This window comes from Micromonospora sp. RV43 (assembly GCF_001029515.1).
GTDB lineage: Bacteria > Actinomycetota > Actinomycetes > Mycobacteriales > Micromonosporaceae > Micromonospora > Micromonospora aurantiaca.
The window spans coordinates 1-26,091 of record NZ_LEKG01000100.1; the positions used below are offsets into that span (position 1 = coordinate 1).

23 protein-coding genes and 2 tRNA genes are annotated in these 26,091 nt (G+C 72.0%); 19 read left to right on the forward strand and 6 right to left on the reverse strand.

Annotated elements, in window-relative coordinates; translation table 11 throughout:
• Positions 1-290: 290 nt before the first annotated feature.
• From ABD52_RS39285 to ABD52_RS22660, 5 genes are all read left to right on the forward strand, one after another.
• Positions 291-563, forward strand: coding sequence for a hypothetical protein (locus ABD52_RS39285; protein ID WP_141722578.1), 273 nt, complete (start codon positions 291-293; stop codon positions 561-563).
• Positions 564-775: 212 nt separating this feature from the next.
• Complete coding sequence (dnaN, locus tag ABD52_RS22645) at positions 776-1,909, forward strand: DNA polymerase III subunit beta (RefSeq protein WP_013283212.1); 1,134 nt, start codon at positions 776-778, stop codon at positions 1,907-1,909.
• 40 nt (positions 1,910-1,949) lie between these two features.
• Entirely contained in the window at positions 1,950-2,822 is an 873-nt protein-coding gene (gnd, locus tag ABD52_RS22650; RefSeq protein WP_013283213.1) for a phosphogluconate dehydrogenase (NAD(+)-dependent, decarboxylating), read from the forward strand.
• A 16-nt stretch (positions 2,823-2,838) separates the two neighbouring features.
• Positions 2,839-3,972 (forward strand): DNA replication/repair protein RecF, encoded by a 1,134-nt coding sequence (recF, locus tag ABD52_RS22655; RefSeq protein WP_047893148.1) that lies wholly within the window; start codon positions 2,839-2,841, stop codon positions 3,970-3,972.
• Between the two features lie 88 nt (positions 3,973-4,060).
• Positions 4,061-4,567: a DUF721 domain-containing protein gene (locus ABD52_RS22660; RefSeq protein WP_225319658.1), complete on the forward strand. Its 507-nt coding sequence runs from the start codon at positions 4,061-4,063 to the stop codon at positions 4,565-4,567.
• Here the strand turns inward: ABD52_RS22660 and ABD52_RS22665 are convergent.
• Complete coding sequence (locus ABD52_RS22665) at positions 4,558-4,797, reverse strand: hypothetical protein (protein WP_013283216.1); 240 nt, start codon at positions 4,795-4,797, stop codon at positions 4,558-4,560. The genes ABD52_RS22660 and ABD52_RS22665 overlap by 10 nt on opposite strands.
• A gap of 80 nt (positions 4,798-4,877) precedes the next feature.
• Between ABD52_RS22665 and ABD52_RS22670 the strand changes: the two genes are divergently transcribed.
• Positions 4,878-5,366 carry a MarR family winged helix-turn-helix transcriptional regulator gene (locus ABD52_RS22670; RefSeq protein ID WP_047893149.1) on the forward strand — a complete coding sequence of 163 codons (489 nt, stop codon included), beginning with the start codon at positions 4,878-4,880 and terminating at the stop codon, positions 5,364-5,366.
• Here the strand turns inward: ABD52_RS22670 and ABD52_RS22675 are convergent.
• Positions 5,351-5,905, reverse strand: a complete 555-nt coding sequence (locus ABD52_RS22675; RefSeq protein WP_013283218.1) for a hypothetical protein — start codon at positions 5,903-5,905, stop codon at positions 5,351-5,353. The genes ABD52_RS22670 and ABD52_RS22675 overlap by 16 nt on opposite strands.
• Before the next feature lie 547 nt (positions 5,906-6,452).
• Here ABD52_RS22675 and gyrB point away from each other — a divergent pair.
• The 6 genes from gyrB to ABD52_RS22700 all read left to right on the forward strand — a co-directional run bounded on the left by gyrB (position 6,453) and on the right by ABD52_RS22700 (position 13,715).
• Positions 6,453-8,399: a DNA topoisomerase (ATP-hydrolyzing) subunit B gene (gyrB, locus tag ABD52_RS22680; protein ID WP_013283219.1), complete on the forward strand. Its 1,947-nt coding sequence runs from the start codon at positions 6,453-6,455 to the stop codon at positions 8,397-8,399.
• Between the two features lie 130 nt (positions 8,400-8,529).
• Positions 8,530-12,309, forward strand: a complete 3,780-nt coding sequence (gyrA, locus tag ABD52_RS22685) for an intein-containing DNA gyrase subunit A (RefSeq protein ID WP_152748305.1) — start codon at positions 8,530-8,532, stop codon at positions 12,307-12,309.
• 3 nt (positions 12,310-12,312) lie between these two features.
• Complete coding sequence (locus ABD52_RS22690) at positions 12,313-13,239, forward strand: DUF3566 domain-containing protein (RefSeq protein WP_013283221.1); 927 nt, start codon at positions 12,313-12,315, stop codon at positions 13,237-13,239.
• 144 nt (positions 13,240-13,383) lie between these two features.
• Positions 13,384-13,457: transfer RNA gene (locus tag ABD52_RS22695), tRNA-Ile, on the forward strand.
• 43 nt (positions 13,458-13,500) lie between these two features.
• On the forward strand, positions 13,501-13,629 hold the full coding sequence (locus tag ABD52_RS40985; protein WP_013283222.1) for a DLW-39 family protein: 129 nt from the start codon (positions 13,501-13,503) through the stop codon (positions 13,627-13,629).
• Between the two features lie 10 nt (positions 13,630-13,639).
• Positions 13,640-13,715: transfer RNA gene (locus ABD52_RS22700), tRNA-Ala, on the forward strand.
• Between the two features lie 251 nt (positions 13,716-13,966).
• Here ABD52_RS22700 and ABD52_RS22705 read toward each other — a convergent pair.
• On the reverse strand, positions 13,967-14,998 hold the full coding sequence (locus ABD52_RS22705; RefSeq protein WP_047893150.1) for a DMT family transporter: 1,032 nt from the start codon (positions 14,996-14,998) through the stop codon (positions 13,967-13,969).
• 122 nt (positions 14,999-15,120) lie between these two features.
• Positions 15,121-15,687: an AAA family ATPase gene (locus tag ABD52_RS22710; RefSeq protein WP_013473316.1), complete on the reverse strand. Its 567-nt coding sequence runs from the start codon at positions 15,685-15,687 to the stop codon at positions 15,121-15,123.
• A gap of 51 nt (positions 15,688-15,738) precedes the next feature.
• On the opposite strand from ABD52_RS22710, the gene ABD52_RS22715 reads away from it, so the two are divergent.
• Genes ABD52_RS22715 through ABD52_RS22730 form a run of 4 tightly spaced genes read left to right on the forward strand, consistent with a single transcriptional unit; the run spans position 15,739 to position 17,718 of the window.
• Positions 15,739-16,044: a helix-turn-helix transcriptional regulator gene (locus tag ABD52_RS22715; RefSeq protein ID WP_013283242.1), complete on the forward strand. Its 306-nt coding sequence runs from the start codon at positions 15,739-15,741 to the stop codon at positions 16,042-16,044.
• Positions 16,041-16,427 (forward strand): VOC family protein, encoded by a 387-nt coding sequence (locus ABD52_RS22720; protein ID WP_013283243.1) that lies wholly within the window; start codon positions 16,041-16,043, stop codon positions 16,425-16,427. The genes ABD52_RS22715 and ABD52_RS22720 overlap by 4 nt, the downstream gene beginning before the upstream one ends.
• 10 nt (positions 16,428-16,437) lie before the next feature.
• Positions 16,438-16,986, forward strand: coding sequence for a hypothetical protein (locus tag ABD52_RS22725; protein WP_047893151.1), 549 nt, complete (start codon positions 16,438-16,440; stop codon positions 16,984-16,986).
• A 42-nt stretch (positions 16,987-17,028) separates the two neighbouring features.
• Positions 17,029-17,718 carry a PH domain-containing protein gene (locus ABD52_RS22730; RefSeq protein ID WP_047893152.1) on the forward strand — a complete coding sequence of 230 codons (690 nt, stop codon included), beginning with the start codon at positions 17,029-17,031 and terminating at the stop codon, positions 17,716-17,718.
• A gap of 3 nt (positions 17,719-17,721) precedes the next feature.
• On the opposite strand, the gene ABD52_RS22735 is transcribed toward ABD52_RS22730, so the two are convergent.
• On the reverse strand, positions 17,722-18,312 hold the full coding sequence (locus tag ABD52_RS22735; protein WP_047893153.1) for a dienelactone hydrolase family protein: 591 nt from the start codon (positions 18,310-18,312) through the stop codon (positions 17,722-17,724).
• A gap of 65 nt (positions 18,313-18,377) precedes the next feature.
• Between ABD52_RS22735 and ABD52_RS22740 the strand changes: the two genes are divergently transcribed.
• Entirely contained in the window at positions 18,378-18,968 is a 591-nt protein-coding gene (locus ABD52_RS22740; RefSeq protein WP_047893154.1) for a helix-turn-helix domain-containing protein, read from the forward strand.
• An 89-nt stretch (positions 18,969-19,057) separates the two neighbouring features.
• A complete protein-coding gene (locus tag ABD52_RS22745) occupies positions 19,058-20,005 on the forward strand; it encodes an L-threonylcarbamoyladenylate synthase (protein ID WP_041784381.1) in 948 nt (315 codons plus the stop codon).
• On the opposite strand, the gene ABD52_RS22750 is transcribed toward ABD52_RS22745, so the two are convergent.
• The gene (locus ABD52_RS22750; protein WP_047893155.1) at positions 20,002-24,501 is read right to left on the reverse strand and encodes an HAD-IC family P-type ATPase; all 4,500 of its coding nucleotides are present in this window, start codon (positions 24,499-24,501) and stop codon (positions 20,002-20,004) included. The genes ABD52_RS22745 and ABD52_RS22750 overlap by 4 nt on opposite strands.
• Before the next feature lie 211 nt (positions 24,502-24,712).
• Between ABD52_RS22750 and ABD52_RS22755 the strand changes: the two genes are divergently transcribed.
• The gene (locus ABD52_RS22755) at positions 24,713-26,089 is read left to right on the forward strand and encodes an MFS transporter (RefSeq protein WP_047893156.1); all 1,377 of its coding nucleotides are present in this window, start codon (positions 24,713-24,715) and stop codon (positions 26,087-26,089) included.
• Positions 26,090-26,091: the final 2 nt, after the last annotated feature.

Consider the following 26,091-nt stretch of genomic DNA (forward strand, 5'->3'; position numbering starts at 1 on the left):
GAGTCGCGGGAGGGGTGGGGTGACCAATTCGGCGCCGACGCGGCGGGCTCGGGCGGGTGGCAAGTAGCCGACAGCGGGGATCGGTTGACCCTCGACCCGGTGGAGGGCCCAGGATCTGTCGTGTGCTCGTCCACAGCTCGTACCCGTTGTCCACAGCCCCTGTGTCACAGGCAGTGGACAACCACGCTTTGCACTCGGCCGGTTACCCACAGACTGTGGACAACTCCTGGGGACGACGCTGTGGATGCCTGGGGACAACGCAGTCGTCATCCCCAGACGACGGTCTGCCTGTGGGCGAGCTGTTGAAGGTTCTGGGGATGACGGCTCTCGACCCTGTCGGCGTTGTCCACAGCGCTGGGGAGAAAACCGGTGGATTACCGGTGGACAACCGGTGGACAGCCGTGGAAAACCCGGCGGCCGGCGAGGGCTGTGGACCGGGACACGAGTTTTACCCCTGGTTCTCCACAGCCAAACCACCGGTGGATAACGTGTCTGACCTGCGCGGACGCCGGTTCTCCACAGTTTGCACAGGTGCGATGAAGACGATGAGTTATCTCTTCTAAACAACAAAAACCAATCATCACCGTTGGACTTCCTGTGGATCGGGCCGGAGCACTGCCGTCGGCAGTCGCCCGGGGCACCTGGATCCACGGGGTCGGGCGCACAGCCGATGTCCCAGCGCCTTAAGGTGCGATGGGTACCCGCACGGTCGGGCGGGACGGGTGGCAGCGGTCGGCATGAGAGAGTTGTCGCTGACGTCGACGCGGAGGCATTGATGAAGTTCCGAGTGGAGCGCGACGCGCTCGCCGAGGCGGTCGCGTGGACCGCCAAGAGCCTGCCCAACCGACCCTCCGTACCGGTGCTGGCCGGGGTGATGCTCCGCGTCACCGACGGCAACCTGCAGGTCTCCGGCTTCGACTACGAGGTCTCCAGCCAGGTGACGGTCGAGGTGCAGGGTGACGCGGACGGCGCCGCCCTGGTCTCCGGCCGCCTGCTCGCCGAGATCACCAAGGCCCTGCCGGCCAAGCCGGTGGACATCGCCGCCGTCGGCGCCCACCTCGAACTGGTTTGCGGCAGCGCCCGGTTCACGCTGCCCACCATGCCGGTGGAGGACTACCCGACGCTGCCGGAGATGCCGGAGAGCGCGGGCACCGTCGACGCCGCCGCCTTCGCCTCCGCAGTGGCCCAGGTGGCTGTCGCCGCGGGCCGCGACGAGACGCTGCCGATGATGACCGGCGTACGGATCGAGCTGAGCGGCAGCACGATGGCCATGCTGGCGACCGACCGCTACCGCCTCGCGCTGCGCGAGATGGAGTGGAACCCGGACGACCCGGAGATCAGCCTCAACGCGCTGGTGCCGGCCCGTACGCTGCACGACACCGCGAAGGCGCTCGGCCCACTCGGTGGCCACGTCACCATGGCGCTGTCCTCCGGCGGCGCCGGTGAGGGCATGATCGGTTTCTCCGGTGGCACCCGCCGGACCACCAGCCGCCTGCTCGACGGCGCCAACTACCCGCCGGTGCGCTCGCTGTTCCCGGCCGACCACAACGCCGAGGCCCGCGTCGCCGTCGCCGCGCTCATCGAGGTGGTCAAGCGCGTCGCGCTGGTCGCCGAGCGCACCACCCCGGTGCTGCTCAGCTTCAGCGCCGACGGTCTCGTGGTCGAGGCGGGCGGCACCGAGGAGGCCCGGGCCAGCGAGGCCATGGAGGCCACCTTCAGCGGCGAGCCGCTGACCATCGGGTTCAACCCGCAGTACCTCATCGACGGCCTGGCCAACCTGGGCGCGCAGCACGCCCTGCTCCGGTTCGTCGACGCGTTCAAGCCCGCGGTCATCTCCCCGGCCGGCGAGGATGGCGAGGTCATCCCGGGGTACCGGTACCTCATCATGCCGATCCGCGTGTCCCGCTGATCGCAGGCAGCACGACCCTGACGTACGGAGGTAGGAGCAGATGCAGCTCGGCCTGGTAGGACTCGGCCGCATGGGCGGCAACATGCGGGAGCGGTTGCGCGCCGCCGGGCACGAGGTGGTCGGCTACGACCACAACCCGGAGATCAGCGACGCCGCGAGCCTGGCCGAGCTTGCCGAGAAGCTCCAGTCGCCCCGCGCGGTGTGGGTCATGGTCCCCGCCGGCGTCACCGACGCCACCATCGACGAGCTCGCCGGTGTGCTCGGCGAGGGCGACATCATCATCGACGGCGGCAACTCCCGGTTCAGCGACGACGCCCCGCGCGCCGAGCGGCTGAACGAGCAGGGCATCGGCTACATCGACGTCGGCGTCTCCGGCGGCGTCTGGGGCCGGCAGAACGGGTACGCGCTGATGGTCGGCGGCGCGCAGGAGCACGTCGAGCGGCTCATGCCGATCTTCGAGTCGCTCAAGCCCGAGGGCGAGTTCGGCTTCGTGCACGCCGGCCCGGTCGGCGCCGGCCACTACGCCAAGATGGTGCACAACGGCATCGAGTACGGCCTGATGCACGCCTACGCCGAGGGCTACGAACTGCTGGCGGCCTCGGAGCTGGTGACGAACGTCCCCGGCGTGTTCAAGTCGTGGCGCGAGGGCACCGTGGTGCGCTCCTGGCTGCTCGACCTGCTGGACCGGGCACTCGACGAGGACCCGGAGCTGGCCGAGCTGAGCGGCTACACCGAGGACACCGGCGAGGGCCGCTGGACCGTGGACGAGGCGGTCCGGCTCGCCGTACCGCTCAACGTCATCACCGCGTCGCTCTTCGCCCGGTTCGCCTCCCGGCAGGACGACTCGCCCGCGATGAAGGCCGTCGCCGCGCTGCGCCAGCAGTTCGGCGGCCACGCCGTCCACAAGCGCTGACCGGTATCCACAGGCTGTGTACGTCCGCCGGCTCGAACTGGTCGACTTCCGCTCGTACGAGCGCGTCGGCGTCGACCTGGAGCCGGGGCCGAACGTGCTCGTCGGCGCGAACGGCGTCGGCAAGACCAACCTGGTCGAGGCGCTGGGCTACGTGGCGACCCTGGATTCGCACCGGGTCGCCACCGACGCCCCGCTGGTGCGGATGGGCGCCGCCTCGGCGGTGATCCGGTGCGCCGTGGTGCACGAGGGCCGGGAGCTGCTGGTCGAGCTGGAGATCGTCCCGGGCAAGGCCAACCGGGCCCGGCTCGGCCGGTCCCCGGCCCGCCGCGCCCGGGACGTGCTCGGCGCGCTGCGCCTGGTGCTGTTCGCGCCGGAGGACCTGGAACTGGTCCGCGGCGACCCGGCTGAACGCCGCCGCTACCTGGACGACCTGCTGGTCACCCGCCAGCCCCGCTATGCCGGTGTCCGTGCCGACTACGAGCGTGTGGTCAAGCAACGCAACGCGCTGCTGCGTACGTCGTACCTCGCTCGGAAGACCGGCGGCACACGCGGCGGTGACCTGTCGACGCTGGCCGTGTGGGACGCGCATCTGGCGCAGCACGGCGCGGACCTGCTCGCCGGCCGCCTGGAGCTGGTGGCCGCGCTGACCCCGCACGTGGCGAAGGCGTACGACGCGGTGGCGGCCGGCCGCGGCGCGGCGGGCATCGCGTACCGGCCCTCGGTCGAGCTGCCCGAACCCGGCAACGACCGCGCGGCGCTGGCGGAGGCGCTCGCCGCCGCGCTCACCGCGAACCGCGCCGCAGAGATCGAGCGCGGCACCACACTCGTCGGCCCGCACCGCGACGACCTGGCGCTGACGCTCGGCCCGCTGCCCGCGAAGGGGTACGCGAGCCACGGCGAGTCCTGGTCGTACGCGTTGGCGTTGCGGCTGGCCGGGTACGACCTGCTGCGCGCCGACGGGATCGAGCCGGTGCTGGTGCTCGACGACGTCTTCGCCGAGCTGGACACCGGCCGGCGGGAGCGGCTGGCCGAGCTGGTCGGCGGCGCGAGCCAGCTCCTGGTCACCTGCGCCGTGGACGACGACGTGCCGGCGACGCTGCTCGGCACCCGGTACGCGGTGGGCGAGGGGACGGTGCGACGTGCCGGATGACGAGGTGCAGCTCCCGCCGGCGCGGCTCGGGCCGGGACGCGACGCGCGTACCCCGGGGAAGCCCGCGGACGGCGAGCCGGCCGCGAAGCTGCCGGAGGGCACGGCCGGGCCGGAGCTGGCGCGGGCGGTGCTCGACGCGGCGAAGGCCCGGCGGCAGGCGGCGGCCCCGCGACGGCGCGGCGCGGTCCGCGGCGACGGCGAGAAGCGGCTGCGCGGCTACTCCGGCCCGGGGCCGGACCCGCGCGACCCGCAGCCGCTCGGCGCGGTGCTGGACAAGCTGATGAAGGCGCGCGGCTGGCAGCAGCCGGCCGCCGAGGCGACGGTGTTCGGCGCGTGGGAGAAGGTGGTCGGCCCGGAGGTCGCGCAGCACAGCCGCCCGGTCAAGCTGGAGGACGGCGAGCTGACCGTGGAGGCGCGTTCGACGGCCTGGGCGACCCAGTTGCGCCTGCTGGCGGGCTCGCTGTTGCAGCAGATCGCCCGCGAGGTGGGCCACAACGTGGTGCGCAAGCTGCACATCCACGGGCCGGCGGCGCCGTCGTGGTCGCGCGGCCCTCGACGGGTACGTGGGCGCGGCCCTCGCGACACCTACGGCTGACCGACACCGCCCGAACGCCGCGCCTCCCGCCGGGCGCGCTTGAGTTCGCGCTGCTCGCGGCTCCACTGCTTGCGGCGCTCCAGGTCTTCCTTCCACGCGTCGCGGGCCAGCTTCGAGCCGCCCTGCACCGCGCCCTGCACCTGGGACGGGCCGGCGAGGTTGCGGAACACCCAGCCCAGCAGACGGCCACCCTTGCCGGAGGCGTCGCCCACCTGCTCGTCGTCGCTCATCCCGCCGCCTCTCTGTTTGTGTGCAAACCATTGGTACACCAATCATTGCTACGATCGCAACGACGACGAGGAGGACGCGGGTGACCGGCGGCATCGAGGAGGACCCCCTGGCGCTGGAGCAGCAGGTCTGCTTCGCGCTCTCAGTCGCCGCCCGGAGCGTCGTCGCTGTCTACCGGCCGCTGCTGGAGCCGATGGGGCTCACCCACCCGCAATACCTGGTGATGCTGGCGCTCTGGCAGCACGCGCCGCTGTCCGGCCGGGATCTGAGCCGGCTGCTCCAGCTCGACCCGGGCACGCTGTCCCCGCTGCTCAAGCGGCTGGAGGCGGCCGGCTACATCCGGCGGGAACGCGACGCCGCCGACGAGCGCAGCCTGGCCGTCTCGCTCACCGCCGAGGGGCAGGCGCTGCGGGCGCAGGCCGAGCGGATCCCGCCGGCCATCGTGCAGCGCCTCGGCCTGCCGCTGGCCGACCTGCGGCACCTGCACACGGCGCTGACCGAGGTGATTGCGGCAGCCAACCAGGCCACGTCTTCTTCGGGCGCTGCGGCGCCCGGTCAGGCGTCGGCGTAGACCGCGAAGCCCCGCTCCGCGCAGCGCCGGTAGAAGGCCGCCAGCACGCTCAGCTCGGCGCAGGTGAAGTTCCACTGCGGCGGATCGCCGCTCTCGTCCCGCAGCCGGTCGAGCCGGCTGTCGAGCCAGCGGAGCTGCTGCTCGGCCAGCCGCCCGTCGCCGAGCAGCGCGCGCAGCACCTCGCTCACCGACTCGAACGTGACCGGCTCGCCGTACGGCCGGTGCCGTGCGACGAACTTCTCCACGCCCTCGGCGATCCAGGAGCAGCCGTCCGGGTCGATCACCGGGTCCTCGTCCTCGACCGCGTTCTCCGTGGCGTAGAGCACATTCTCCAGCCCGAGGATCAAATCGACCAATTCGGTGTACGCGGTCGCGCGTACCGTGCCGGTCTTCGCGATCAGCTCGGCGAGCGCCGCGGTCGGCGCGGAGATCCGGGGCATGTCCACGATCTCGCCGAAGTCCACGAACTCAGCCGGCGCGACCGGATCGTAGAAGCGGCCGGTCCGCGGCCAGTGCACCGCGACGTTGTCCAGCCCCATCTGGCGTCACCTCTCACCAAGCGTTTTCGGACCATCTCCGACGATCGTCCCGGTTCCGGGCGCAAAAGATCAAGACCGCAACGGCGGCGCCGCAAAAGCTACGGCACGCCGGGCCCGGCCGCGACCCCCGGTCGGGGCAGCCGCCGATCACCGGTCGGATGACCGTCGTGGCTCACGGTGGCCGGTGGCGCGGTACCGCCCCAATGGCGTGTAGGGGGAGTCGTGGGCAACGCGGTTCGTCCGGCTACGGCATTCTCAGCCGCCTCGGAGAGGGTGCCGAGTGGCGGTTTGGTCGGCTCCGCACAGTAAGATTGAGGGCGAGACGAAAGACCCGAGACGGAGCGACGGACAGGGGCCCGCATGAGCCCTCGATCATAGTCCCGCATCGGGTCCGAGCCGATCGCGATCCGCGGGCAACCGCGGCGCCCGGCGTACATGATCCGAGCCTGGCGATCCCAGGGGCGGTCCATGCGCGCCGACGTCGCGTCCTGTCCGCCGAACCCGCGCCCCGCGCCCACGCGCGGCCGGTGCGAGAAAGTGGCCGAGCGTGGCAGCGGAGGACAACAAGAAGTACGGTGCCGAGTCCATCACCGTTCTCGAAGGCCTGGAAGCGGTCCGGAAGCGGCCCGGTATGTACATCGGGTCCACCGGCGAGCGCGGTCTGCACCACCTGGTGTGGGAGGTCGTCGACAACGCGGTGGACGAGGCGCTGGCCGGGCACTGCGACACCATCGACGTGGTGCTGCTGGCCGACGGCGGTGTCCGGGTGACCGACAACGGCCGTGGCTTCCCGGTCGACCTGCACCCCAAGCTGAAGAAGCCGGGTGTCGAGGTCGCCCTGACCGTGCTGCACGCGGGCGGCAAGTTCGACGGCAAGGCGTACGCCGTCTCCGGCGGCCTGCACGGCGTCGGCGTCTCCGTGGTGAACGCGCTGTCCACCAGGATGGCCGTGGAGATCCACAAGGACGGCTTCGTCTGGCGCCAGCAGTACCACCACTCCAAGCCGACGCCGCTGGAGAAGGGCGAGGCGACCGACCGCACCGGTTCGGCTGTCTCCTTCTGGCCCGACCCGGACGTCTTCGAGACCGTCGACTTCGACTTCCACACGATCTACCGGCGCCTCCAGGAGATGGCCTTCCTCACCCGGGGTCTCACCATCCACCTGCTCGACGAGCGGGTGCCGGAGGACGAGGACGGCAAGACCCGCGAGGTCACCTTCCACTACGAGGGCGGCATCGCCGACTTCGTCCGGCACCTCAACGCCTCCAAGAGCCCGATCCACAAGACGGTGGTCGAGTTCGGCGCCGAGGAGACGGGCATGTCGGTCGAGATCGCCATGCAGTGGAACGAGTCGTACGGCGAGTCGGTCTACACCTTCGCCAACAACATCAACACCCACGAGGGCGGCACCCACGAGGAGGGCTTCCGGGCCGCGCTGACGAGCGTCGTCAACCGCTACGGCGCCGAGAAGAAGCTGCTCAAGGGCGACGAGCGCCTCTCCGGTGAGGACATCCGCGAGGGCCTGGCCGCGATCATCTCGGTCAAGCTCACCGATCCGCAGTTCGAGGGTCAGACCAAGACCAAGCTGGGCAACACCCCGGTCAAGGGCTTCGTGCAGCGGGTCTGCAACGAGTCGCTCGTCGACTGGTTCGACCGCAACCCGGCCGAGGCGAAGATCATCATCCAGAAGGCCTCCCAGGCGGCCCGGGCCCGGATCGCCGCCCAGCAGGCGCGCAAGCTCGCCCGGCGCAAGTCGCTGCTGGAGTCCGGCTCGATGCCCGGCAAGCTGGCCGACTGCCAGTCCACCGACCCGCGCGAGTCTGAGGTCTTCATCGTCGAGGGCGACTCGGCCGGCGGTTCGGCCAAGCAGGGCCGCGACCCGCGTACGCAGGCGATCCTGCCGATCCGCGGCAAGATCCTCAACGTGGAGAAGGCCCGGATCGACCGGGTGCTGAAGAACAACGAGGTGCAGGCGCTGATCACCGCGCTCGGCACCGGCATTCACGACGACTTCGACATCGAGAAGCTGCGCTACCACAAGATCGTGCTGATGGCCGACGCCGACGTCGACGGCCAGCACATCCAGACGCTGCTGCTCACGCTGCTGTTCCGGTTCATGCGGCCGCTGGTCGAGCTGGGGCACGTCTACCTGGCCGCCCCGCCGCTCTACAAGATCAAGTGGAACAAGAAGGGCGATGACGCCCAGTACGCGTACTCGGACCGGGAACGCGACGGGCTGATCGCACTGCGCCAGCAGAAGAAGCCCAACGCCCGCCCGGACGACATCCAGCGGTTCAAGGGTCTCGGCGAGATGAACTACCCCGAGCTGTGGGAGACCACGATGAACCCGGCCACGCGTACGCTGCGCCAGGTCACGCTCGACGACGCCGCCACCGCGGACGAGCTGTTCAGCGTCCTGATGGGTGAGGACGTCGAGGCTCGCCGGTCGTTCATCCAGCGCAACGCCAAGGACGTGCGGTTCCTGGACATCTGACGGACGCGCCCGGGTCGGCCGGCGATCCACCGGCCGACCCGGCGATCCACAGAGTTATCCACAGTCTGGCCGCTTTCCACAGCCGTTATCCACAGCGAGACCACGACTCTGAGTCTGATAAGGGTTAACAGTGACCGATACTCCCGAGTCCACCCCGAACGAGCCGGAGACCCCGGAACCACTGGCGGCGGTCGTCCAGCACGACCGGATCGAGCCGGTCGGCCTCGAGGTCGAGATGCAGCGCTCGTACCTCGACTACGCGATGAGCGTCATCGTCGGGCGGGCCCTGCCGGACGTCCGGGACGGGCTCAAGCCGGTCCACCGCAAGATCCTCTACGCCATGTTCGACTCCGGCTACCGGCCGGACCGCGGGTACGTGAAGTGCTCCCGCGTCGTCGGCGACGTGATGGGCCAGTTCCACCCGCACGGCGACTCGGCCATCTACGACGCGCTGGTCCGGATGGCGCAGCCGTGGTCGCTGCGCTACCCGCTGGTCGACGGCAACGGCAACTTCGGCTCGCCCGGTAACGACCCGGCCGCCGCCATGCGGTACTGCCTTGCGGCAGATGTCCGGGTTCGTACCGTCGACGGCACCGTCCGGATCGGCGACGTCGTGCCGGACGCCGCGCCGAGCAGCGAGACCGACGTCGACCTCAAGGTCCGTGACCGCAACGGCGACCTGGTCCGTGCCAGCAGGTTCTTCCACTCCGGCGAGCACCCCACGCTGCGGCTGCGCACCCGTGAGGGGTACGAGCTGACCGGCACCCACAACCACCCGGTGCTCTGCCTGGTGAACGTGGCCGGTGTGCCGACCCTGCTGTGGAAGCTGCTTGCCGAGATCGCCCCGGGCGACCGGGTGGCCCTCCAGCGCACCGTGCCGGACGAGATCGGCTACCCGATGCTGGAGCACGTCGAGGCAGCCGTGCTCGCGGGCGCGCTCGTGTCCGAGGGGTGGGTGTCCGAGCAGCGAGCCGGCTTCAACAACGTGGACCGGGAGTTCTTCGTCCGGGTCCTCACCGCCTATGACCTCGCGGTCGGCGGCCCCCGGTACGTCGCCGAGCGGGTCATCGACTCGGGCAGCACGCTGCACGAACTCGATGTACAGAACCTCGCCGCACTGCGGGCGAGCGTACTCGGCGAGATGGTGGGCGCGCGGAGCGCCGACAAGTTCGTGCCGGAGTTCGTCTGGCGCGGACCGGCCGCGGTCAAGCGGGCCTTCCTCCAGGCGCTGTTCGAGGGCGACGGCTCGTCGTCGCTGCTGCCCCGCCACACGATCCAGGTCTCCTACTCGACCCGCAGCGAGCGGCTGGCCCGCGAGGTGCAGCAACTGCTGCTGGAGTTCGGCGTGGTCAGCCGGCAGTGCCGGTACGACAACGGCGAGATCAAGGTCGTCGTCACCAACCGGCGGGACGCCCGGATCTTCGCCGCTCACGTCGGATTCCTCGGCCGCAAGCAGGCCAAGCTGGAATCCGAGCTGGCCCAGGTGCCGGCGAGCAGCACCGCGCTCTCCGGCGATCACGTGCCGTTCGTCGGTGACTTCGTCCGCGAGCACGGCGCGAGCCGCTGGACCGAGCGTGACTGGCTGCGCCGGCACAACGTGGACCGGATCGAGCGCTGGGAGCGGGACCGCGACGAGATCGCCGCCCGGATCACCGAGCCGGGCATCCTCGACGTGGTCGAACCGCTCGTCGACGGCCGCTTCTACTACGCCGAGGTGACCGACGTCACCGACGCCGGTGTGCAGCCGGTCTACAGCATCCGGGTGGACACCGAGGACCACTCGTTCGTCTCCGACGGTTTCATCAGCCACAACACCGAGTGCAAGCTCGACCCGCTGGCGATGGAGATGCTGCGGGACATCGACGAGGACACCGTCGACCTCCAGGACAACTACGACGGCCGGGCCAAGGAGCCCACCATCCTGCCGTCGCGTATCCCGAACCTGCTGATCAACGGCTCCGAGGGCATCGCGGTCGGCATGGCCACCAAGATCCCGCCGCACAACCTGCGCGAGATCGGCGCGGCCGTGCAGTGGTGCCTGGAGCACCCGGAGGCCGACGAGGCCACCACGCTGGAAGCACTCCTGGAGATCGTCAAGGGTCCGGACTTCCCGACCCACGGCCTGATCGTCGGTCAGGCGGGCATCCAGGACGCGTACCGGACCGGGCGCGGCTCGATCCGCATGCGCGCCGTGGTCGAGGTCGAGGAGGACAAGCGGGGCCGGCCGGCGCTCGTGGTCAGCGAGCTGCCGTACCAGGTCAACCCGGACAACCTCGCCGAGCGCATCGCCGAGCTGATCAAGGAGGGCAAGCTCGCCGGCATCGCCGACATCCGCGACGAGTCCTCCGGGCGTACCGGCATGCGGATCGTGCTCGTGCTCAAGCGCGACGCGGTCGCCAAGGTGGTGCTGAACAACCTCTACAAGCACACCCAGCTCCAGGAGACGTTCGGCGCCAACATGCTGGCGCTCGTCGACGGCGTGCCGCGCACGCTGAACCTGGCCCAGTTCATCCGCTACTACGTCGAGCACCAGATCGAGGTGATCCGGCGGCGGACCGCGTTCCGGCTGCGCAAGGCCGAGGAGCGGGCGCACATCCTGCGCGGTCTGTCCAAGGCGCTGGACGCGCTGGACGAGGTGATCGCCCTGATCCGGCGCTCGCCCACTGTGGAGGACGCACGGCAGGGTCTGATCCGGCTGCTGGACATCGACGAGGTTCAGGCGACCGCGATCCTGGACATGCAGCTGCGCCGGCTGGCCGCCCTGGAGCGGCAGCGGATCCTGGACGACCTGGCGAAGCTCGAAGTGGAGATCGCCGACCTCAAGGACATCCTGGCCAAGCCGGAGCGGCAGCGGCGGATCGTCTCGGAGGAACTGGGCGAGATCGTCGCGAAGTGGGGCGACGACCGGCGCACGAAGATCGTCCCGTTCGACGGCGAGGTCTCGATGGAGGACCTCATCGCCCGCGAGGACGTGGTGGTGACGATCACCCGCACCGGATACGCGAAGCGGACCAAGGTCGATCTCTACCGGTCGCAGCGGCGTGGCGGGAAGGGCGTCAGCGGGGCGACGCTCCGCCAGGACGACATCGTCAGCCACTTCTTCGTATGCTCTACCCACGACTGGATCCTGTTCTTCACGAACAAGGGTCGGGTCTACCGGGCGAAGGCGTACGAGCTTCCCGAGGCCAGTAGGGTGGCCAAGGGCCAGCACGTGGCCAACCTGCTCGCGTTCCAGCCCGACGAGCAGATCGCGCAGATCATTGAAATCCCGAACTACCAGGTGGCCCCCTACCTGGTACTGGCCACGAAGAACGGCCTGGTGAAGAAGACACGGCTCGAGGAGTTCGACTCCAACCGTTCCGGCGGCATCATCGCGATCAACCTGCGCGATGAGGACGAGCTGGTCGGTGCGGTACTGGTCGCTCCGGAGGACGACCTGCTGCTCGTGTCGAAGAACGCCCAGGCGATCCGCTTCAACGCCACCGACGAGGCGCTGCGTCCGATGGGCCGGGCCACCTCCGGTGTGATCGGCATGCGCTTCAGCGGCGAGGACGAGTTGCTCGCCGTCGAGGTGGTGCGAGAGGGTCTGGACGTTCTGGTCGCGACGAACGGGGGTTACGCGAAACGTACCCCGATCGAGGAATACCCGGTCCAGGGCCGGGGAGGTAAGGGCGTGCTGACCGCGAAGATCACCGAGCGACGCGGTGGCCTGGTCGGCGCGGTCGTGATCGATCCGGAGGACGAGCTGTTCGCCATCACGAGCAACGGCGGCGTCATCCGGACTCCGGTGAAGCCTGTACGCCGTACGCGTGACCGGAACACAATGGGGGTCAAGCTGATGGACCTCCCGGACGGCGTGACTATCGTGGCGATTGCTCGCAATGCCGACGAGCCTGACGAACAGGACTAGTTGATGACGGAGACACAGGCGAAGTCGGGGAACAAGGGGACCTCGGCCACTCCGGTCGAGGAGGAGGCCGCGCAGGGCGGCACACCAGCGACCGGCCGCGCGGCTGTGGGCCGGGCCACGGTTCCCGCCGACGCGCCTGCCCCGAAGTTCACCCGGGCTCCCGGCATGGCCCCGCCTCCGGACAAGCCGGCCGAGGACTCCGGTTCCCGGGACTCGGCCGAGACCAAGGTCGACGCGCCGACATCGGCCGACGGTCTGGCCGCTCCGGCCGCCAAGCCCGCGAACGCCACGAGCACCCAGCCGATCAAGACCCCGTCGGCCGCCGGCCGGGCCTCCACCGGGACGACCGGCACGCAGCCGCGGATCGGTGCCGGCCTGGGCACCGCCCCGAAGACGTCGCCCGACGGCTCGCGCCCGAGCGGCGCCGCGAGCGCCCAGGCCCGGCCCGCCAACGGCGGCGGCCTGCCGCCGGGCATCAGCGGCGCGGCAGCCGTGGGCGCCGCGCGCGTGGGTGAGGCGGTACGCGCCGCGCGTACCTCGGTCAGCTCGGCCGCGTCGCGCGGACCGCGACGGGCCCGGCTGAACCTGAAGCGGATCGACCCGTGGTCGGTGATGAAGTTCGCCTTCGCGGTGTCAGTGGTGCTCTTCATCGTGGTCGTCGTGGCGACGTCGGTGCTCTACCTGGCGCTGGACGCCATGGGTGTGTTCAAGAGCGTCAACGACAGCCTCACCGACCTGGTGAACGCCGGCGGCGGCCAGGGTGGCGGCGGCTTCCGGATCACCGCCAAGGGCGTGATCCTGACGTCGGCGCTGATCGGCCTGGTGAACGTCGTGCTGTTCACCGCGCTGGCCACGCTGAGCGCGTTCGTCTACAACGTCTGCGCCGACCTGGTCGGCGGGATCGAGCTGACGCTCGCCGAGCGGGACTGATCGACCGGCGCCGGGGCACCGCGTAAAGCGGTCGCCCCGGCGTCGTGCGTCCGGGTAGGTTCGAGGTGGCGCGGGTGCTTCCCACCACAGACCCCCGATTTGGGCGCGGTGGAGGCGATGGGTTAACCTAGCTCGTCGCTACGCGGGGCTATAGCTCAGTCGGTTAGAGCGCAGAGCTGATAACTCTGAGGTCGCTGGTTCGATTCCAGCTAGCCCCACCGCACATCGTCCGACGACAGTCGAGCGCGAGGGGTCAAGCACATGTTCAAGAAGCTCCTGATCCTGGCCGGCATCGTCGGTGTGGCCGCCGTCGTGGCCAAGAAGGTCAAGGCCTCGAACGACGAGCGCGCCCTGTGGCACGAGGCGACCACGGCGCCCGACCTGCGCTGAACGCCGTCACGGGGCCCTAGCTCAACTGGCAGAGCACTGCCTTTGCAAGGCAGGGGTTAGGGGTTCGAGTCCCCTGGGCTCCACCACATCATTTCGCCGGATCATCAGCGGCTGTCGATGCTGCTGTGTCGCGTGCCGCCTCGGCAGTCGGCTGCCATCGATCAACGAAAGCCTCGGCGAACCGTTCATGATCTGATCGGCGTTGTACCCGCCGACCTTCCGGCTGCGGTGTTGGAGCACGTGATGCCCTAGCTCGTGCAGCAGTACGTCAAGTTCAAGTTCATGTCGTACCTGATGGACACCGACTCGGTGCGGCGCCAGCTCGCCGGCTGATCCGTCACCCCGGACGGCGCGTCGCCACACCGCCGCCGGCCCTCGCTCGTCGAGGCCGGCGGCGGTTCCGCATGTCGGCGTCACGGTCCCTGAGCGCCGCAGTCGACGACGGCGCCGGTCCGGGTTCGCCGAGCATCAGCGTGACCACCGCGGCGAGCAGCACGATCGACCCGAGAACGGCGGTCACTGTGAGCCGTTCGTCGAGCAGGAGCACCGCGATGAGCGCCGCCGTCACCGGCTCCACGAGCGCGATGACCGACGCGGTGGTCGCCCGGACCGAGGCCAACCCGGCGAAGAACAGGGTGTACGCCACGGCGGTGGGCGCCACGGCGAGGTAGGCGAGCAGGCCCACTGTCTGACGGGTGTCACCGGTTGTGGGCAGGATCCCTTCGAGCAGGGCCAGGGGAAGCAGGCAGATCATTCCGACGGCGAATCCGCCCAGTAGCGGAGTGTGCCCGCCGCCGTCTCGGCCGAGCTTCCGGTTGAGCAGGGTGACGGCTGCGTACCCGGCCGCGGACAGCAGCGCGCAGGCCAACCCCAGCAGCGGAGCCGGGGCGCTGCCGGCGCTACCACCGCCCAGCAGCAGGACCAGGCCGACGAGTGCTGTCACGACTGTGACTCCGCCGGATCGGCCGAGTCGCTCGCCGAGGGCCAGGCGTGAACCGAGGGCGATGAGGACCGGCCCGGCGCCCAGGGTGACCATGGTGGCGACGGCCAGACCGGCGTACCCCACTGCGGCGAAGTACGCCGTCTGGTAGACGGCGAGACCTACGCCTGTCGTTACGACCTGCCGCCACCTGTGGCGCGGCCGGGTGCCGACGACCCGGATACGCGAGGATGGTCGCCGACGTGTCAGGTGTCCGGCGGCGAGCAGCAGGACCCCGCCCGCGAAGCGCCAGAAGGAGACGGCGACGGGGCCCAACCCGCTGGTGTCGTAGAGGACGGCCGCCGCGGCGCCGCCGGTGCCCCAGGCGATCGCCGCCAGGAGGATGTACAGGGTTCCTCGCCCCACGGTCGGGGGCAGATTTCTGCGCACGGGATTCTCCGTTGTCGTCGCCGCCCGGGCACCGCGAACGCACCCGGGCTCTGGATCGAAAGCCGGGTTCGGTGAACGGCGTCGTTACCGGGTGACCGGTGGCGGCGAGACAACGCGGAACGTCATGTCCGCACCCTAGCGGCGCGCAGACGATCGACCGCCTGCTTTATCGCGGCCACCCGCGTCGCGAGCGGTCCCGCGGGCACCTCGACCAGGTCGAATCCCGCGTCGCGGTACGTCAGTTCGTGGACGCGCTCGAAGACGAGCGATTCCTCGAAGCTGATCCGGCGGGCGGCGGTCGCCTCGACGAAGCCCTGATTCCGTACGAAGAAGACGGTCCGCTCGTAGTGGCGGCGTTCCGTCGTCAGGCGCTCGACCTCGTCCAGCAGGGCGGACGGCGGCGTCGACCCCAGGTGGCGGCACAGCGCGAGCGTGCAGACGGGTGAGCGGTCGTGGAAGACGATCTCCCCGGCGTGCGCTTCGGCTCGGCGCCGACGCCTTCGCTGAAGAGCCAGCACCCGCTCGGCGAAGTCCGGCTCGCGCCACGGTTCGGGCCGGCCGAGTGCCTGGTGCAGCGCGATCACGTCGGTCGCCGCCTCCTCCACGACGGGATGGCCGTCGACCTCCAGGTGGCGCAGGATCGCGGTCTTACCGGAGCCGGGAGCGCCGGTGAGGATGAATCCGGGCATGACGTCCTCCGTTGGCAGACAGCCTCTTGATAGGCAAGCCGTTACTTGCATATGGTGGGTGACGTGGGCGACCTGTACCAGGCGCTGGCCGATCCCACCCGCCGCCTGATCCTCGACGAGCTGACCGAGCGCGACGGTCAGACCCTGTTCGAGATCTGCGGCCGGCTGGCCACCAAGCACCAGGTCGGCTCGTCCCGGCAGGCGATCTCCCAGCACCTCGACGTCCTGGAGGCCGCCGGCCTGATCGTCACGCGGCGGCAGGGTCGCTACAAGTTCCACCACCTCGACACCCGGCCGCTGCGGTCCATCACCGAGCGATGGCTCAGGTCCGACGCACCCACCCAGGAGAACCCATGAGAATCAACCTCACCAGCGTGTACGTCGACGACCAGGACAAGGCACTGCGCTTCTACACCGAGGTGCTGGGCTTCGTGAAGAAGACAGACGTGCCGACCGGGGAGTACCGGTGGCTGACTGTGGTCTCGCCGGACGCCCCGGACGGCGTGGAGCTGCTGCTGGAACCCGACGCGCACCCGGCCGCCAAGGCGTTCAAGGAGGCGCTCGCGGGCGACGGGATACCGCTGACGCAGTTCGCGGTGGACGACGTGGCTGCCGAGCACGACCGGCTGCGGGGCCTCGGCGTGCTGTTCACCCAGGAGCCGGTCGACATGGGCCCGGTGACCACGGCGGTGTTCGACGACACCTGCGGCAACCTGATCCAGATCGCACAGTACCGGTAGCGGGTCGACAATGGCCGGACCGTGGCGTAGCCCGGCGCTGGCGGCCGCGGTGGCGCGCCTGGAGGACGAGATCCGGGACGCCTGGGCGCGGCTGCGCGGTGAGCTGGACGTGGCGCCGGGCTCGCCCGAGGAGAGCGAGCTGGCCTGGCTCGTCGTCGACGACCCCGGGGCGTACGACTGGCGGACCGTGGACGGCGCGGTGGACCGGCTGACCTGTCCCGACTGCGGGGCACGGCTGACCGCCGGACCGGCGACGTGCGAGACGTGCGAGTTCCGCCACCGGATGCGGTTCGGCGCCCGGGAGCGCGACCGCCCGCACGTGCCGCCCGGCAACGAGCACGCGCTGCGCGTGGCCACGGCGGTGACCCGCAGCCGCCACCGCTACTCACCCCGGGCGCGGGTCGGCTACGAGCTGGTCCTACCGGACCTGCTGGCCGGCGCCCTGCCTACGACTCCCCAGGCCCAGGCCGCCAAGGCGCTCATCAACACGTTGACCGACGACGAGTGCGACCGGGTCGTGAGCCTCGCCGAGGTCGTGGAGTTGGCGAGAGGTCGTTGACTCCGCGCGGAACCGCTGGACACGATCAGTCACTCTGGCGGCATGACGGTGTGGCGGCGCCCGTACTCGCTGGACCTGACCACCTCCGGCTTCATGGTCGTGGCGGTGCTGGCGGTCGGCTTCTTCGTGCTCCTCGTGTTCGAGGTCAGAAGCGGCAGGATGCCGGGACGGGATGCGGTGTTCCTCGGCGTGTGGAACGCCGTCGGCCTCGCTGTCGCGGTCCGCCGCGCGATGCTCGGCGTCTGGGTGAGCCCTGTCGGCGTACGCTCGCGCTCGCTGCTCCGCACGACCACAGTGCCGTGGGCGTCGGTTGCGGAGATACACAGCGGTACGGGTTCGATCGTGGGCCTGGACGTGGGACGCGACGCGATCGTCATCGAGCGGATCGACGGCGAGCCGGTGCAGACGCCGATCCAGTCCGGCGCCGTCGTCCGGCCGTTCCGCCTGGAGCTGACCCGGCTGGTCACCTGGCCGGAGCACTACGACGAGATCCTCGCGAACCTGCGGGAGTGCCACCGGAACGCCCGGCCCCCGGAGCAGCGCGCGGCGGCGAGCCCGGCGCCGGATCCGGTCCGCACCGACCGTCCGGACCCGCCGGGACAGATCCGGCGGCCCGCTCCGAGCGCCGCGCAGCGGCGCGACATCCACGCGTTGACCAGGCAGTACGAGCGTGGAGTGCTGACCGACGCCGAGTACGCGGCCGCGTTGGCGCGGCTGCGCGGTGACGAGTAGGCGTCAGCCGAGCCGGTCGAGCAGCTCGCGGCTGCGGCTCACCACCAGCGCTGTGGCCTCGGCGTCGTACGAGGGCAGCGAACTGTCGGTGAACAGGTGCCGGTCGCCGGGGTAGACGTACAGCTCGCCGCGCTCGGGACCGACGATCGACACCAGCTCGCGCGCGGCGTCCACGTCGCCTTCGAGCCCGAAGAACGGGTCCTGTTCCATGCCGTGCACCTGCACCGACACCCCGTCGGGCCACGGACCGATCGCCCACTCGCCGGTCACCGGCAGGCAGGCCTCGTAGAGCAGGGCGGCCCGGGCGCCGGCCCGGGTCTGGGCGAGCCGCTGGGCGATGGCGGCGCCCCAGGAGACGCCCGCGTAGACGAGGCCGGCGGGCAGGCCGGCGACGAGCGCGTCGGCGCGCCGGTCGAGGACGTCGCCGCCGATCCGCTTGATCAGCGCGGCGCCGTACTCGATGGTGGCCGGCCGTTCGCCGTCGAAGAGGTCGGGGAGGTGGACGGTGTGGCCACCGGACTGCAGGGAGCCGGCGAGCGCGCGGACGCCGTCCGTGAGCCCTTGAATGTGGTGGAAGAGCACGATCTCGGCCATCACTACACTCCTGAGTTGTCAGACCAGAGTTGTCGAACGAACCAGAATCTTAGAACGGTCGAGAAATGTCGGTCAATGAGCGAATCCCGGACTACGACCTCGACGACCTGCTCGTGGTCACCGCTCCGGAGCAGTTGCGTGCGCTCGCCGACCCGCTGCGGAGCACGCTGCTCGAACTGCTCCTGGAGCGCGCCGCCACTGTCAACGAGATGGCCCGCGCCGTCGACCGGCCGAAGAGCAGCGTGGCGTACCACGTGAACCAACTGGTCGACGCCGGTCTGCTGCGCGTGGTGCGGACCCGCCGGGTACGCGCCATCGAGGAGCGGTTCTACGGGCGGGTGGCCCGCACCTACTACGTCGGCGCGCTCAGCCGGGCCGAGGACAAGCAGGTGGTGTCCCGGATCAACGGGCTCGCCGAGGCGGCAGCCGAAGCGGCGGCCGCGCACGCCGCCGACGAGTTGCGGTGCACGCTCGTGCACGCGCGCATCCCGATCGAGGACGTCCGCGAGTTCTGGGCGGAGGTGCAGGCGCTGGCCCGGCGGTTCGCGCAGATCCCCCGCGCCGGGGACCAGGTGTACGGCTTCGCCGCCGGCCTCTACCCCACCGACGCGCCCACGCTCCCCGACACGGACCCCGCCACCGACCCACGCGACTGACGGCCCCACCACGCGACGGCAGGGTCTTGCCGGGACGGCGAACCGGGCAGGCTAGCGTCGGAAGCGTGAGCACCGGATCCCCGCGCGTCCTGCCGGCCGAGCGCGGCATCGACGAGGCAGCCGCCGTCCTGCGTGCCGGCGGGCTGGTCGCCTTTCCCACCGAGACGGTCTACGGGCTGGGCGCCAACGCGCTCGACGCCCGGGCCGCCGCGCGGATCTTCGAGGCGAAGGCGCGGCCCAGCTTCGACCCGCTGATCAGCCACCTGGCCGACGCCGCCGACCTGGCCGCGCTGGTGGGAGAGGTGCCCGCGGCGGTGGCCGAGCTGGCGAAGCGGTTCTGGCCCGGCCCGCTCACCCTGATCGTGGACCGTCCGGAGATCATCCCGCCGATCGTCACCTCCGGTCTGGACACCATGGCGGTACGCGTACCGGACGAGTCGTCGGCGCGGGCGCTGATCGCCGCCGCCGGAGTGCCGGTGGCGGCGCCGAGCGCGAACCGGTTCGGCCAGCTCAGCCCCACCCGGGCCGAGCACGTGGTGGCCGGGCTGGGCGGCGCGGTGGACGTGGTGCTCGACGGCGGGCCCACCCGGTGCGGGATCGAGTCGACGATCGTGGACGCGCGCGGTGAGCGGCCGGTGGTGCTGCGGCTGGGCGCGCTGCCGGTCGAGGCGCTCGTCGAGGCGGTCGGCCCGGTCGAGGTGCGCCAGGGCAGCTCCGGCCAGCCGGTCGCGCCCGGGACGCTCGCCGCGCACTACGCCCCGCGTACCCCGTTGCGGTTGGGCGCGGCGGCCGAGCCCGGCGGCGGCCGGCGGGGCTTCCTGGCCTTCCGGGAGCCACCGGCGGACGGCGACTGGGCGGCGGTGGAGGTCCTGTCGCCCGACGGCGACGTGACGGCGGCGGCGGCACGCCTGTTCGACGCGCTGCACCGGCTCGACGCGGCCGGGGTGACCGAGATCGTCGCCGAGCCGGTGCCGGAGACCGGCGTGGGCCGCGCGATAAACGACCGGCTGCGCCGGGCCGCCGCCACCTGGCGCTAGGACTGGTCGGCGTCGGGTCGCCGATGCGAACCCGGCTGCGGCAGGCGGTCGACCAGCTTGGTCAGCGCACCGTTGGCGAACGTTGCGCCGAGCGCCGACCCGGTGGCGATGGTCCAGCCCACCGGGCCGAGCGGGGTGCAGCCGAAGAACTGGCTGACGCCCGGCGTCTGCACCACAGCCACGAGCACGCCGACCGACGCGGCGGTGGCGGCGAGCACGCTGGGGCTGGTGCCGCCGGCCAGCACTGTCTGGCCGAGCTGGGTGCCGATCAGCGAGGCGAGCGCGACGGTGCTGGCACGCCGCTGGGTGCCGGTCCACCTGGCGATCGTCCAGCCGGCGGTCGCGCCCAGCGTGGTCGACGCCGCGCGCAGCCCGATCTCCCGGGTCATGGTGACGCCGAGCGACGAGTCCGGCCCTTCCCGCAGCAGATGGTCGGCGCTGTCGTCGGCGGGCGGGCGGACCGCGATGGCGAGCGCGGGTGCCAGGTCGGTGAGCAGGTTGACCAGCAGGAGTTGCCGGCCGGTCAGCGCGGACCGGCCGGTCGCGGCGGCGGTCAGCACGCTGAACGCGATCTCGCCGAGGTTGCCGCCGACCAGGATGCTCAGCGCGTGCCGCACCGACGACCACATGGCCCGTCCCTCGACGAGCGTGGCGATGATCGTCTCCAGCCGGTCGTCGGTGACCACCAGGTCGGCCGCCGCGCGGGCGGCGGGAGTGCCGCGCTGGCCGAGCGCGATGCCGACGTCGGCGAGCCGGATCGCGGGCGCGTCGTTGGCACCGTCACCGGTCATCGCGACAGTCCGGTCCTGGCGCTGCAACGCCTGGATGATCCGTACCTTGTGGGCGGGCGTGCAACGTGCCACCACGTCGGTGGCCATCAGGCGCTCGGCGAGCGCCGCGTCGTCCAGCCGGTCCAGGTCGGTGGCGGTGACCACGCGCTGCCCGCCGTCGTCCGGGCTGATCTTGGCGGCGATCGCCTCGGCCGTGGCCGGGTGGTCACCGGTGATCATGACGGTGTGCACGCCCGCCGCCCGGATCCGGGCCACCGCCGGCCGGGCGCTCTCCCGCACCCCGTCGGCGAGCGTCAGGAAACCCACGAAGACCAGCCCGTCGACCTGCTCGTCGCTCACCTGCTCGATGGAGACCTGGCACTCGGCCACGGCGAGGATGCGATGCCCGGCACCGGCCCGCCCGGCCAGCATGGCCTGCACCTCCTCGCGTCCGGCCGCATCAAGCGGCCGGTCACCCTCGGCGGTGCGCCGGGACGCGCAGCGCGGCAGCACCGACTCGGGGGCGCCCTTCACGCTCAGCAGCAGCCCGTCGGCGGCCCGGCCGACGGTGGCGCTGTAGCCCCGGGACGGCTCGAACGGCATTCCGGCCGTGGCGGTCCACTCCGCCGCGCCGGTCTGCTCGGTCACCCCGGCGGCGTCCGCGCCGTGGCGTACCGCCCGGTCGGTCTGCTGCGGCAACTCGTCCGGATCCGCCGCAGCAGGGGTGGCCCGCACCGCGGCGGCCAGCGTCGACCGGAGCGGCTCGTCGAGTTCGTCCAGCACGCCGTACCGGCCGTCACCGGTACCCACCCCCGCCAGCAGCAACTTCCCCTCGGTGAGCGTGCCGGTCTTGTCGAAGCAGAGCACGTCGACCCGGCCCAGCGCCTCGATGGTCCGGGGGTTGCGGACCAGGGCGCCGTGCTCGGCCAGCCGCCGCGCCGCCGCCAGCTGCGCGGCGCTGACCAGGAACGGCAACCCCTCCGGCACCGACGCGACGGCCAGGTTCGCGGCGGTCGCCGCCGTTTCGGCGAGGGGTACGCCCCGAAGCAGCCCTGCGCCTGCGACAGCGATCGCCGAGGCGGCCGCAAGGGGTACGGCGCTGCTGGTCAGCCTGCCGAGCCGCGCCTCCACGCCACTGGCGGGAGGGGCCTGCCGGGCCATGGCGAGGCTCCGCCCGGCCTCGGTCTCCGCACCGGTGGCCACCACCACTGCGGTGCCGTGCCCGGCGGCCACAGTGGTGCCCTCGAACAGCATCGAGTGCCGTTCGGCGATGGCCGCCGCCACCACCGGTTCCGGACTCTTCGCCACCGGCAGCGACTCGCCGGTCAGTGACGACTCGTCCGCCTCCAGCCCGTCGCTCGTCAGCACCCGGCAGTCGGCCGGTACGGCGTCCCCGGAGCTGACCGTGATCACGTCGCCGCGTACCAGTTCCTCGGCGGGCACCACCCGCTCGGCGCCGTCGCGCAGCACCCGGGCGGTGACCGCCGATCGGGACAGCAGCTCGGCAAGCGATCGTTCGGTGTTGCGCTGGTGCACCGCGCCGACCAGAGCGGACCCGCCCACCACGCCACCCACCAGGGCCGCGTCGACGAGTGAGCCGAACGCGGCGGAGAGCACCGCACCGGCGGCCAGCACCGGGGTGAGCGGGTTGGACAGCTCCTCCACGAACGCGCGGAGCAGCCCGGCCGGGCCGTGCTCGTCGCCGACCTCGACGCGCCGGCGACGGGCCGCCTCGTCCTCGGCAAGCCCGGACGGGTCGGTGGCGAGCTGGTCCAGGACGGTCTGCGCCGGCATCAGGTGCCAGGCGGTGAGCGCGGGCATCGGTGCGCCGGTCCGGTCCGGCAGCCGGTGTGCCCGGAACACGCCGTGCGCGAACGCGAGCGCCGCCGCGCCGTTCACCGCGGCGAGCGTCGGGCGGGGCAGCCGCCGCCGGTCGGCGGTGAACGCGGCGAGCGCGCCGAGCCCGCTGCCGGCCATCGAGATCCGGACGTTCTGCTCGGTCATCCGGCGGGCCACCCCGGCGGCGTCGACGAGCAGGGCCGGTACCCGCAGGTCGTCACCGACCAGCAGGTGCGCGCCCCACGGCGGCAGGTCGTCCGGGCCGTACACGCCGAGGCCGCAGTCCGAGGCGGCGAGCGCCGACCGCTCACCGGAGACCACCATCACCACGGCGCCCTCGCGTTGCAGGTCGTGCACCGCGTCGGCGAGCCGGGCACCACCGGGTACGAGCAGGTCCGCGAAGTCGTACCGGCCGTCGTCCGCGCCGCCGACCACGAGCCGCAGGCCCGCCTGCCGTGCGGCCGACGCCAGCGCGTCCACGCCCGGCGCGGGCTCCGGCTCGACCCGCAGTACGGCGGCGAGCCGGCCGTTCTCCGCCAGCCCGAGCAGCCGTCCACCGTCGGCGCGCAGCCGGGCGCTGTCCGGGGTGTCGCCGGGATCGTCGGCGCCGAGGCGGTCCAGCGGGCCGATCCGCCAGCCCTCGGCGGCGCGAACCGCGTCCGGCTCGGCCGGGTCGAACAACGCGAACGCGCGCGCGGCGACCTGCCCGGTGTCGGCGTCGGCCAGCGGCGCGAGATCGGCCAGGACGCCCCGGTCCGAACCGAGCACCGCCGCGTCGAGCACCACCGTGTCGATCCGGTCCAGCTCACGCAGCACACTGCGGTCCATCGCGATCACGCCGCGCCGGGCGAGCATCCGGCCGAGCTGGGCGCCGTACCCCTCCCGGCCGGAGCCGGGCGCCTTCGGCAGCGAGGACAGCGCCAGCGCGGCTGCGCGCTTCGGCCCCAGCACCGGCAGCGCCGCCGCCCCGGCGACCGCGCCGGCCGGAAGCACCCGCTTGGCGTACCGCTCGGGCTGCCCGTCCGGCACCGGGCAGGGCCGCTCGCCGTCGGGCACCCGGGCCACAGCCCGCTCCGGGTCACCGGTCAGGTGCGGCTCGGCCCGCCGCCACGCGTTCAGTTGAGCGGCGCCCTCACCCCACTGCACGACCCGCTGCGCGCCGTCCAGCACGATGCCCGCCCAGCCGCCGGTGAGACCCTGCACCACCGCCTCGGCCAGCGGGAACAGCACCTCGGCGCGCGGGTCGGCGCGGATGCCCAGACCGGCCAGCGCGTGCAGCTTCGGGTGCAGGTCGACCGCGCCGAGCAGACCGGCCACCTCGGCGGGAATGGGAGTGAGCGGCAGGACACGGGTGGCAGCGGAGATGCTCAACCCGAGCACGTCGGACAGCAGCGCGCCGAACGTCCGCGCGGTACGCGGGCCGTCCTCGGGCGGCTGCGGCGGTTCGATCTCCGGGTCCGGCTCGTACGGGCAGGTCTGCTCCACGCGCGCCACCGTGGCGATCAGGTCGCGCAGCTTCGGCGCCGGATCCCCGGTCGCCACCACCACCCGGCCCGACGGCGCGTTCACCCGCGCCCAGGCGACACCCGGCATCGACTCCAGCGCCGCCTCGACCTGACGGGCCAGCCGGTCGCCGCCGTCCTGGCAGACGCCGTGCACCTCGATGTGGTGGCGGCCGTCCTGCGACCACACGCGGCGGCTGGTCAGCCCGGTGAGGCGGGCCAGCCGGGCCGCCGCCGTACCGACGCTGCCCGCCACCTCGCTGACCCGGGCCGGCACGGCATCAGTGGGCAGGGCCGAACCGACGGTACGCGCGACACGCGCGGCGGTCTCCGGTACGACCGTCGGCGACAGCAGGAGGCCGGCGAACCGTCCCAGCGAGGTCATCGAGTCGTACGGCCGGGCAGTCGGTTGAAGGTGTCGCAGCCGTACGCCATCTCGCCTCCCGGTCTCGTCCCGGCGGCCCGACTTCCCGGCGCGGCGTCCGTTATGCCACCCCGACGGCAGAATTTTCCGGCGTCGGCCCGCCGTTGCCGCGCGGGACGAGACGCGCGCCACAGTTGACCTCAACCGGGGGTGAGGTCCGAGGCTGAACGCCATGACCAGCACCACCGCCGTTCCGGCTGATCCACCCGTCGACCTCTGGTCGCCGCGCCTGCGGGCGATGACGGTGGGCAGTGTCGCCCTGGTGTCCCTGCTCGCGTTCGAGGCGCTGGCGGTGGGCACCGCCATGCCGACCGTGGCGCGCAGCCTCGACGGGCTCGGCCTGTACGCGCTGGCGTTCGGCGGTTCCTTCGCCTCCGGCGTGGTGGCGATGGTCGCCTCCGGCATCTGGTGCGACGCGCGCGGGCCGCGCCCGGCCATGTGGCACGGTGTCGTCTGGTTCGTCGCCGGGCTCGTGGTGGCCGGCGCCGCCACGACCATGGAGGTGCTGGTCGTCGGGCGGGTGGTGCAGGGCTTCGGCTCCGGACTGGTCTCGGTGGCGCTCTACGTGGTCGTCGGGCAGGCGTACCCGGAGCAGTTGCGGCGGCGGATCTTCGCCGCGTTCGCCGCGGCCTGGGTGGTGCCGTCGCTGGTCGGTCCGGCCCTGGCCGGACTGATCGTGGAACATCTGGGCTGGCGGTGGGTGTTCCTCGCGGTGCCGGCGGTGGCGATCCCGGCGGCGCTGCTGGTCCAGCCGGGGCTGCGGGCGCTGACCGCCACCGTGGCGACCCGCCCGCCGGCGGGTGCCCTGGCCCGGATCGGCTGGGCCTGCGGGGCGGGGGCGAGCGCCGCACTGCTGCATTACGGGGGGCAGCAGCGCGGCGTGCTCGCCGCCGCCCTGATCGCCGGGGCGCTGGCCGGGCTGTTCGTCTGCGTGCCGCACCTGCTGCCGGCCGGGTTCCTGCGCGCGGCGCGGGGACTGCCGACGGTGATCGGCCTGCGCGCGCTGGCGTCGGCGGCGTTCGTGGCCGCCGAGGTGGTGATCCCGCTGATGCTGTCCCGGGAGCGCGGTTTCTCGCCCACCGGCGCCGGCCTGGTGCTGACGGTCGGGGCGCTGTCCTGGTCGGTCGGCTCGTGGATCCAGGGGCGGATCCGCTCACCCCGCTCGGCGGCGACGCTGCCCCGGGCCGGGCTGGCCTGCATCACGATCGGTACGGCGGGCGTGGCGTCGGCGCTGGTGCCCGGACTGCCGGTGCTGCCGGCCGTGCTGAGCTGGTCGGTGGCCGGGCTGGGCATGGGCCTGCTCTACCCGTCGCTGTCGGTGCTCACCCTGGAGCAGTCCGCCCCGGCCGAGCAGGGCCGCAACAGCTCCGCGCTGCAACTGGGCGACTCGCTCGCCGCCGCCACAGTGCTGGCGCTCACCGGCGCGGTCCTGGCCGCCGGTGCGTCCCCCGGCCCGGCCGGCTTCGCGACCACGCTGGCTGTGGCAGCCGCCTGCGGCCTGCTGGGCCTGCTGCTGGCCGGCCGGGTGGTCCTCCGCCCCACCCCCTGACC

What these genes read in the sequence shown, in the direction of transcription:
- ABD52_RS40985 (WP_013283222.1), top strand. Translation starts at nt 13,501, where the DNA reads ATGTTCAAGAAGCTCCTGATCCTGGCCGGCATCGTCGGTGTGGCCGCC.
- ABD52_RS22725 (WP_047893151.1), top strand. Translation starts at nt 16,438, where the DNA reads ATGGCCGGACCGTGGCGTAGCCCGGCGCTGGCGGCCGCGGTGGCGCGC.
- ABD52_RS22720 (WP_013283243.1), top strand. Translation starts at nt 16,041, where the DNA reads ATGAGAATCAACCTCACCAGCGTGTACGTCGACGACCAGGACAAGGCA.
- ABD52_RS22715 (WP_013283242.1), top strand. Translation starts at nt 15,739, where the DNA reads ATGGTGGGTGACGTGGGCGACCTGTACCAGGCGCTGGCCGATCCCACC.
- ABD52_RS22755 (WP_047893156.1), top strand. Translation starts at nt 24,713, where the DNA reads ATGACCAGCACCACCGCCGTTCCGGCTGATCCACCCGTCGACCTCTGG.
- dnaN (WP_013283212.1), top strand. Translation starts at nt 776, where the DNA reads ATGAAGTTCCGAGTGGAGCGCGACGCGCTCGCCGAGGCGGTCGCGTGG.
- ABD52_RS22750 (WP_047893155.1), bottom strand. Translation starts at nt 24,501, where the DNA reads ATGACCTCGCTGGGACGGTTCGCCGGCCTCCTGCTGTCGCCGACGGTC.
- ABD52_RS22740 (WP_047893154.1), top strand. Translation starts at nt 18,378, where the DNA reads ATGTCGGTCAATGAGCGAATCCCGGACTACGACCTCGACGACCTGCTC.
- gnd (WP_013283213.1), top strand. Translation starts at nt 1,950, where the DNA reads ATGCAGCTCGGCCTGGTAGGACTCGGCCGCATGGGCGGCAACATGCGG.
- ABD52_RS22710 (WP_013473316.1), bottom strand. Translation starts at nt 15,687, where the DNA reads ATGCCCGGATTCATCCTCACCGGCGCTCCCGGCTCCGGTAAGACCGCG.
- ABD52_RS22735 (WP_047893153.1), bottom strand. Translation starts at nt 18,312, where the DNA reads ATGGCCGAGATCGTGCTCTTCCACCACATTCAAGGGCTCACGGACGGC.
- ABD52_RS22730 (WP_047893152.1), top strand. Translation starts at nt 17,029, where the DNA reads ATGACGGTGTGGCGGCGCCCGTACTCGCTGGACCTGACCACCTCCGGC.
- ABD52_RS22665 (WP_013283216.1), bottom strand. Translation starts at nt 4,797, where the DNA reads ATGAGCGACGACGAGCAGGTGGGCGACGCCTCCGGCAAGGGTGGCCGT.
- ABD52_RS22690 (WP_013283221.1), top strand. Translation starts at nt 12,313, where the DNA reads ATGACGGAGACACAGGCGAAGTCGGGGAACAAGGGGACCTCGGCCACT.
- ABD52_RS22675 (WP_013283218.1), bottom strand. Translation starts at nt 5,905, where the DNA reads ATGGGGCTGGACAACGTCGCGGTGCACTGGCCGCGGACCGGCCGCTTC.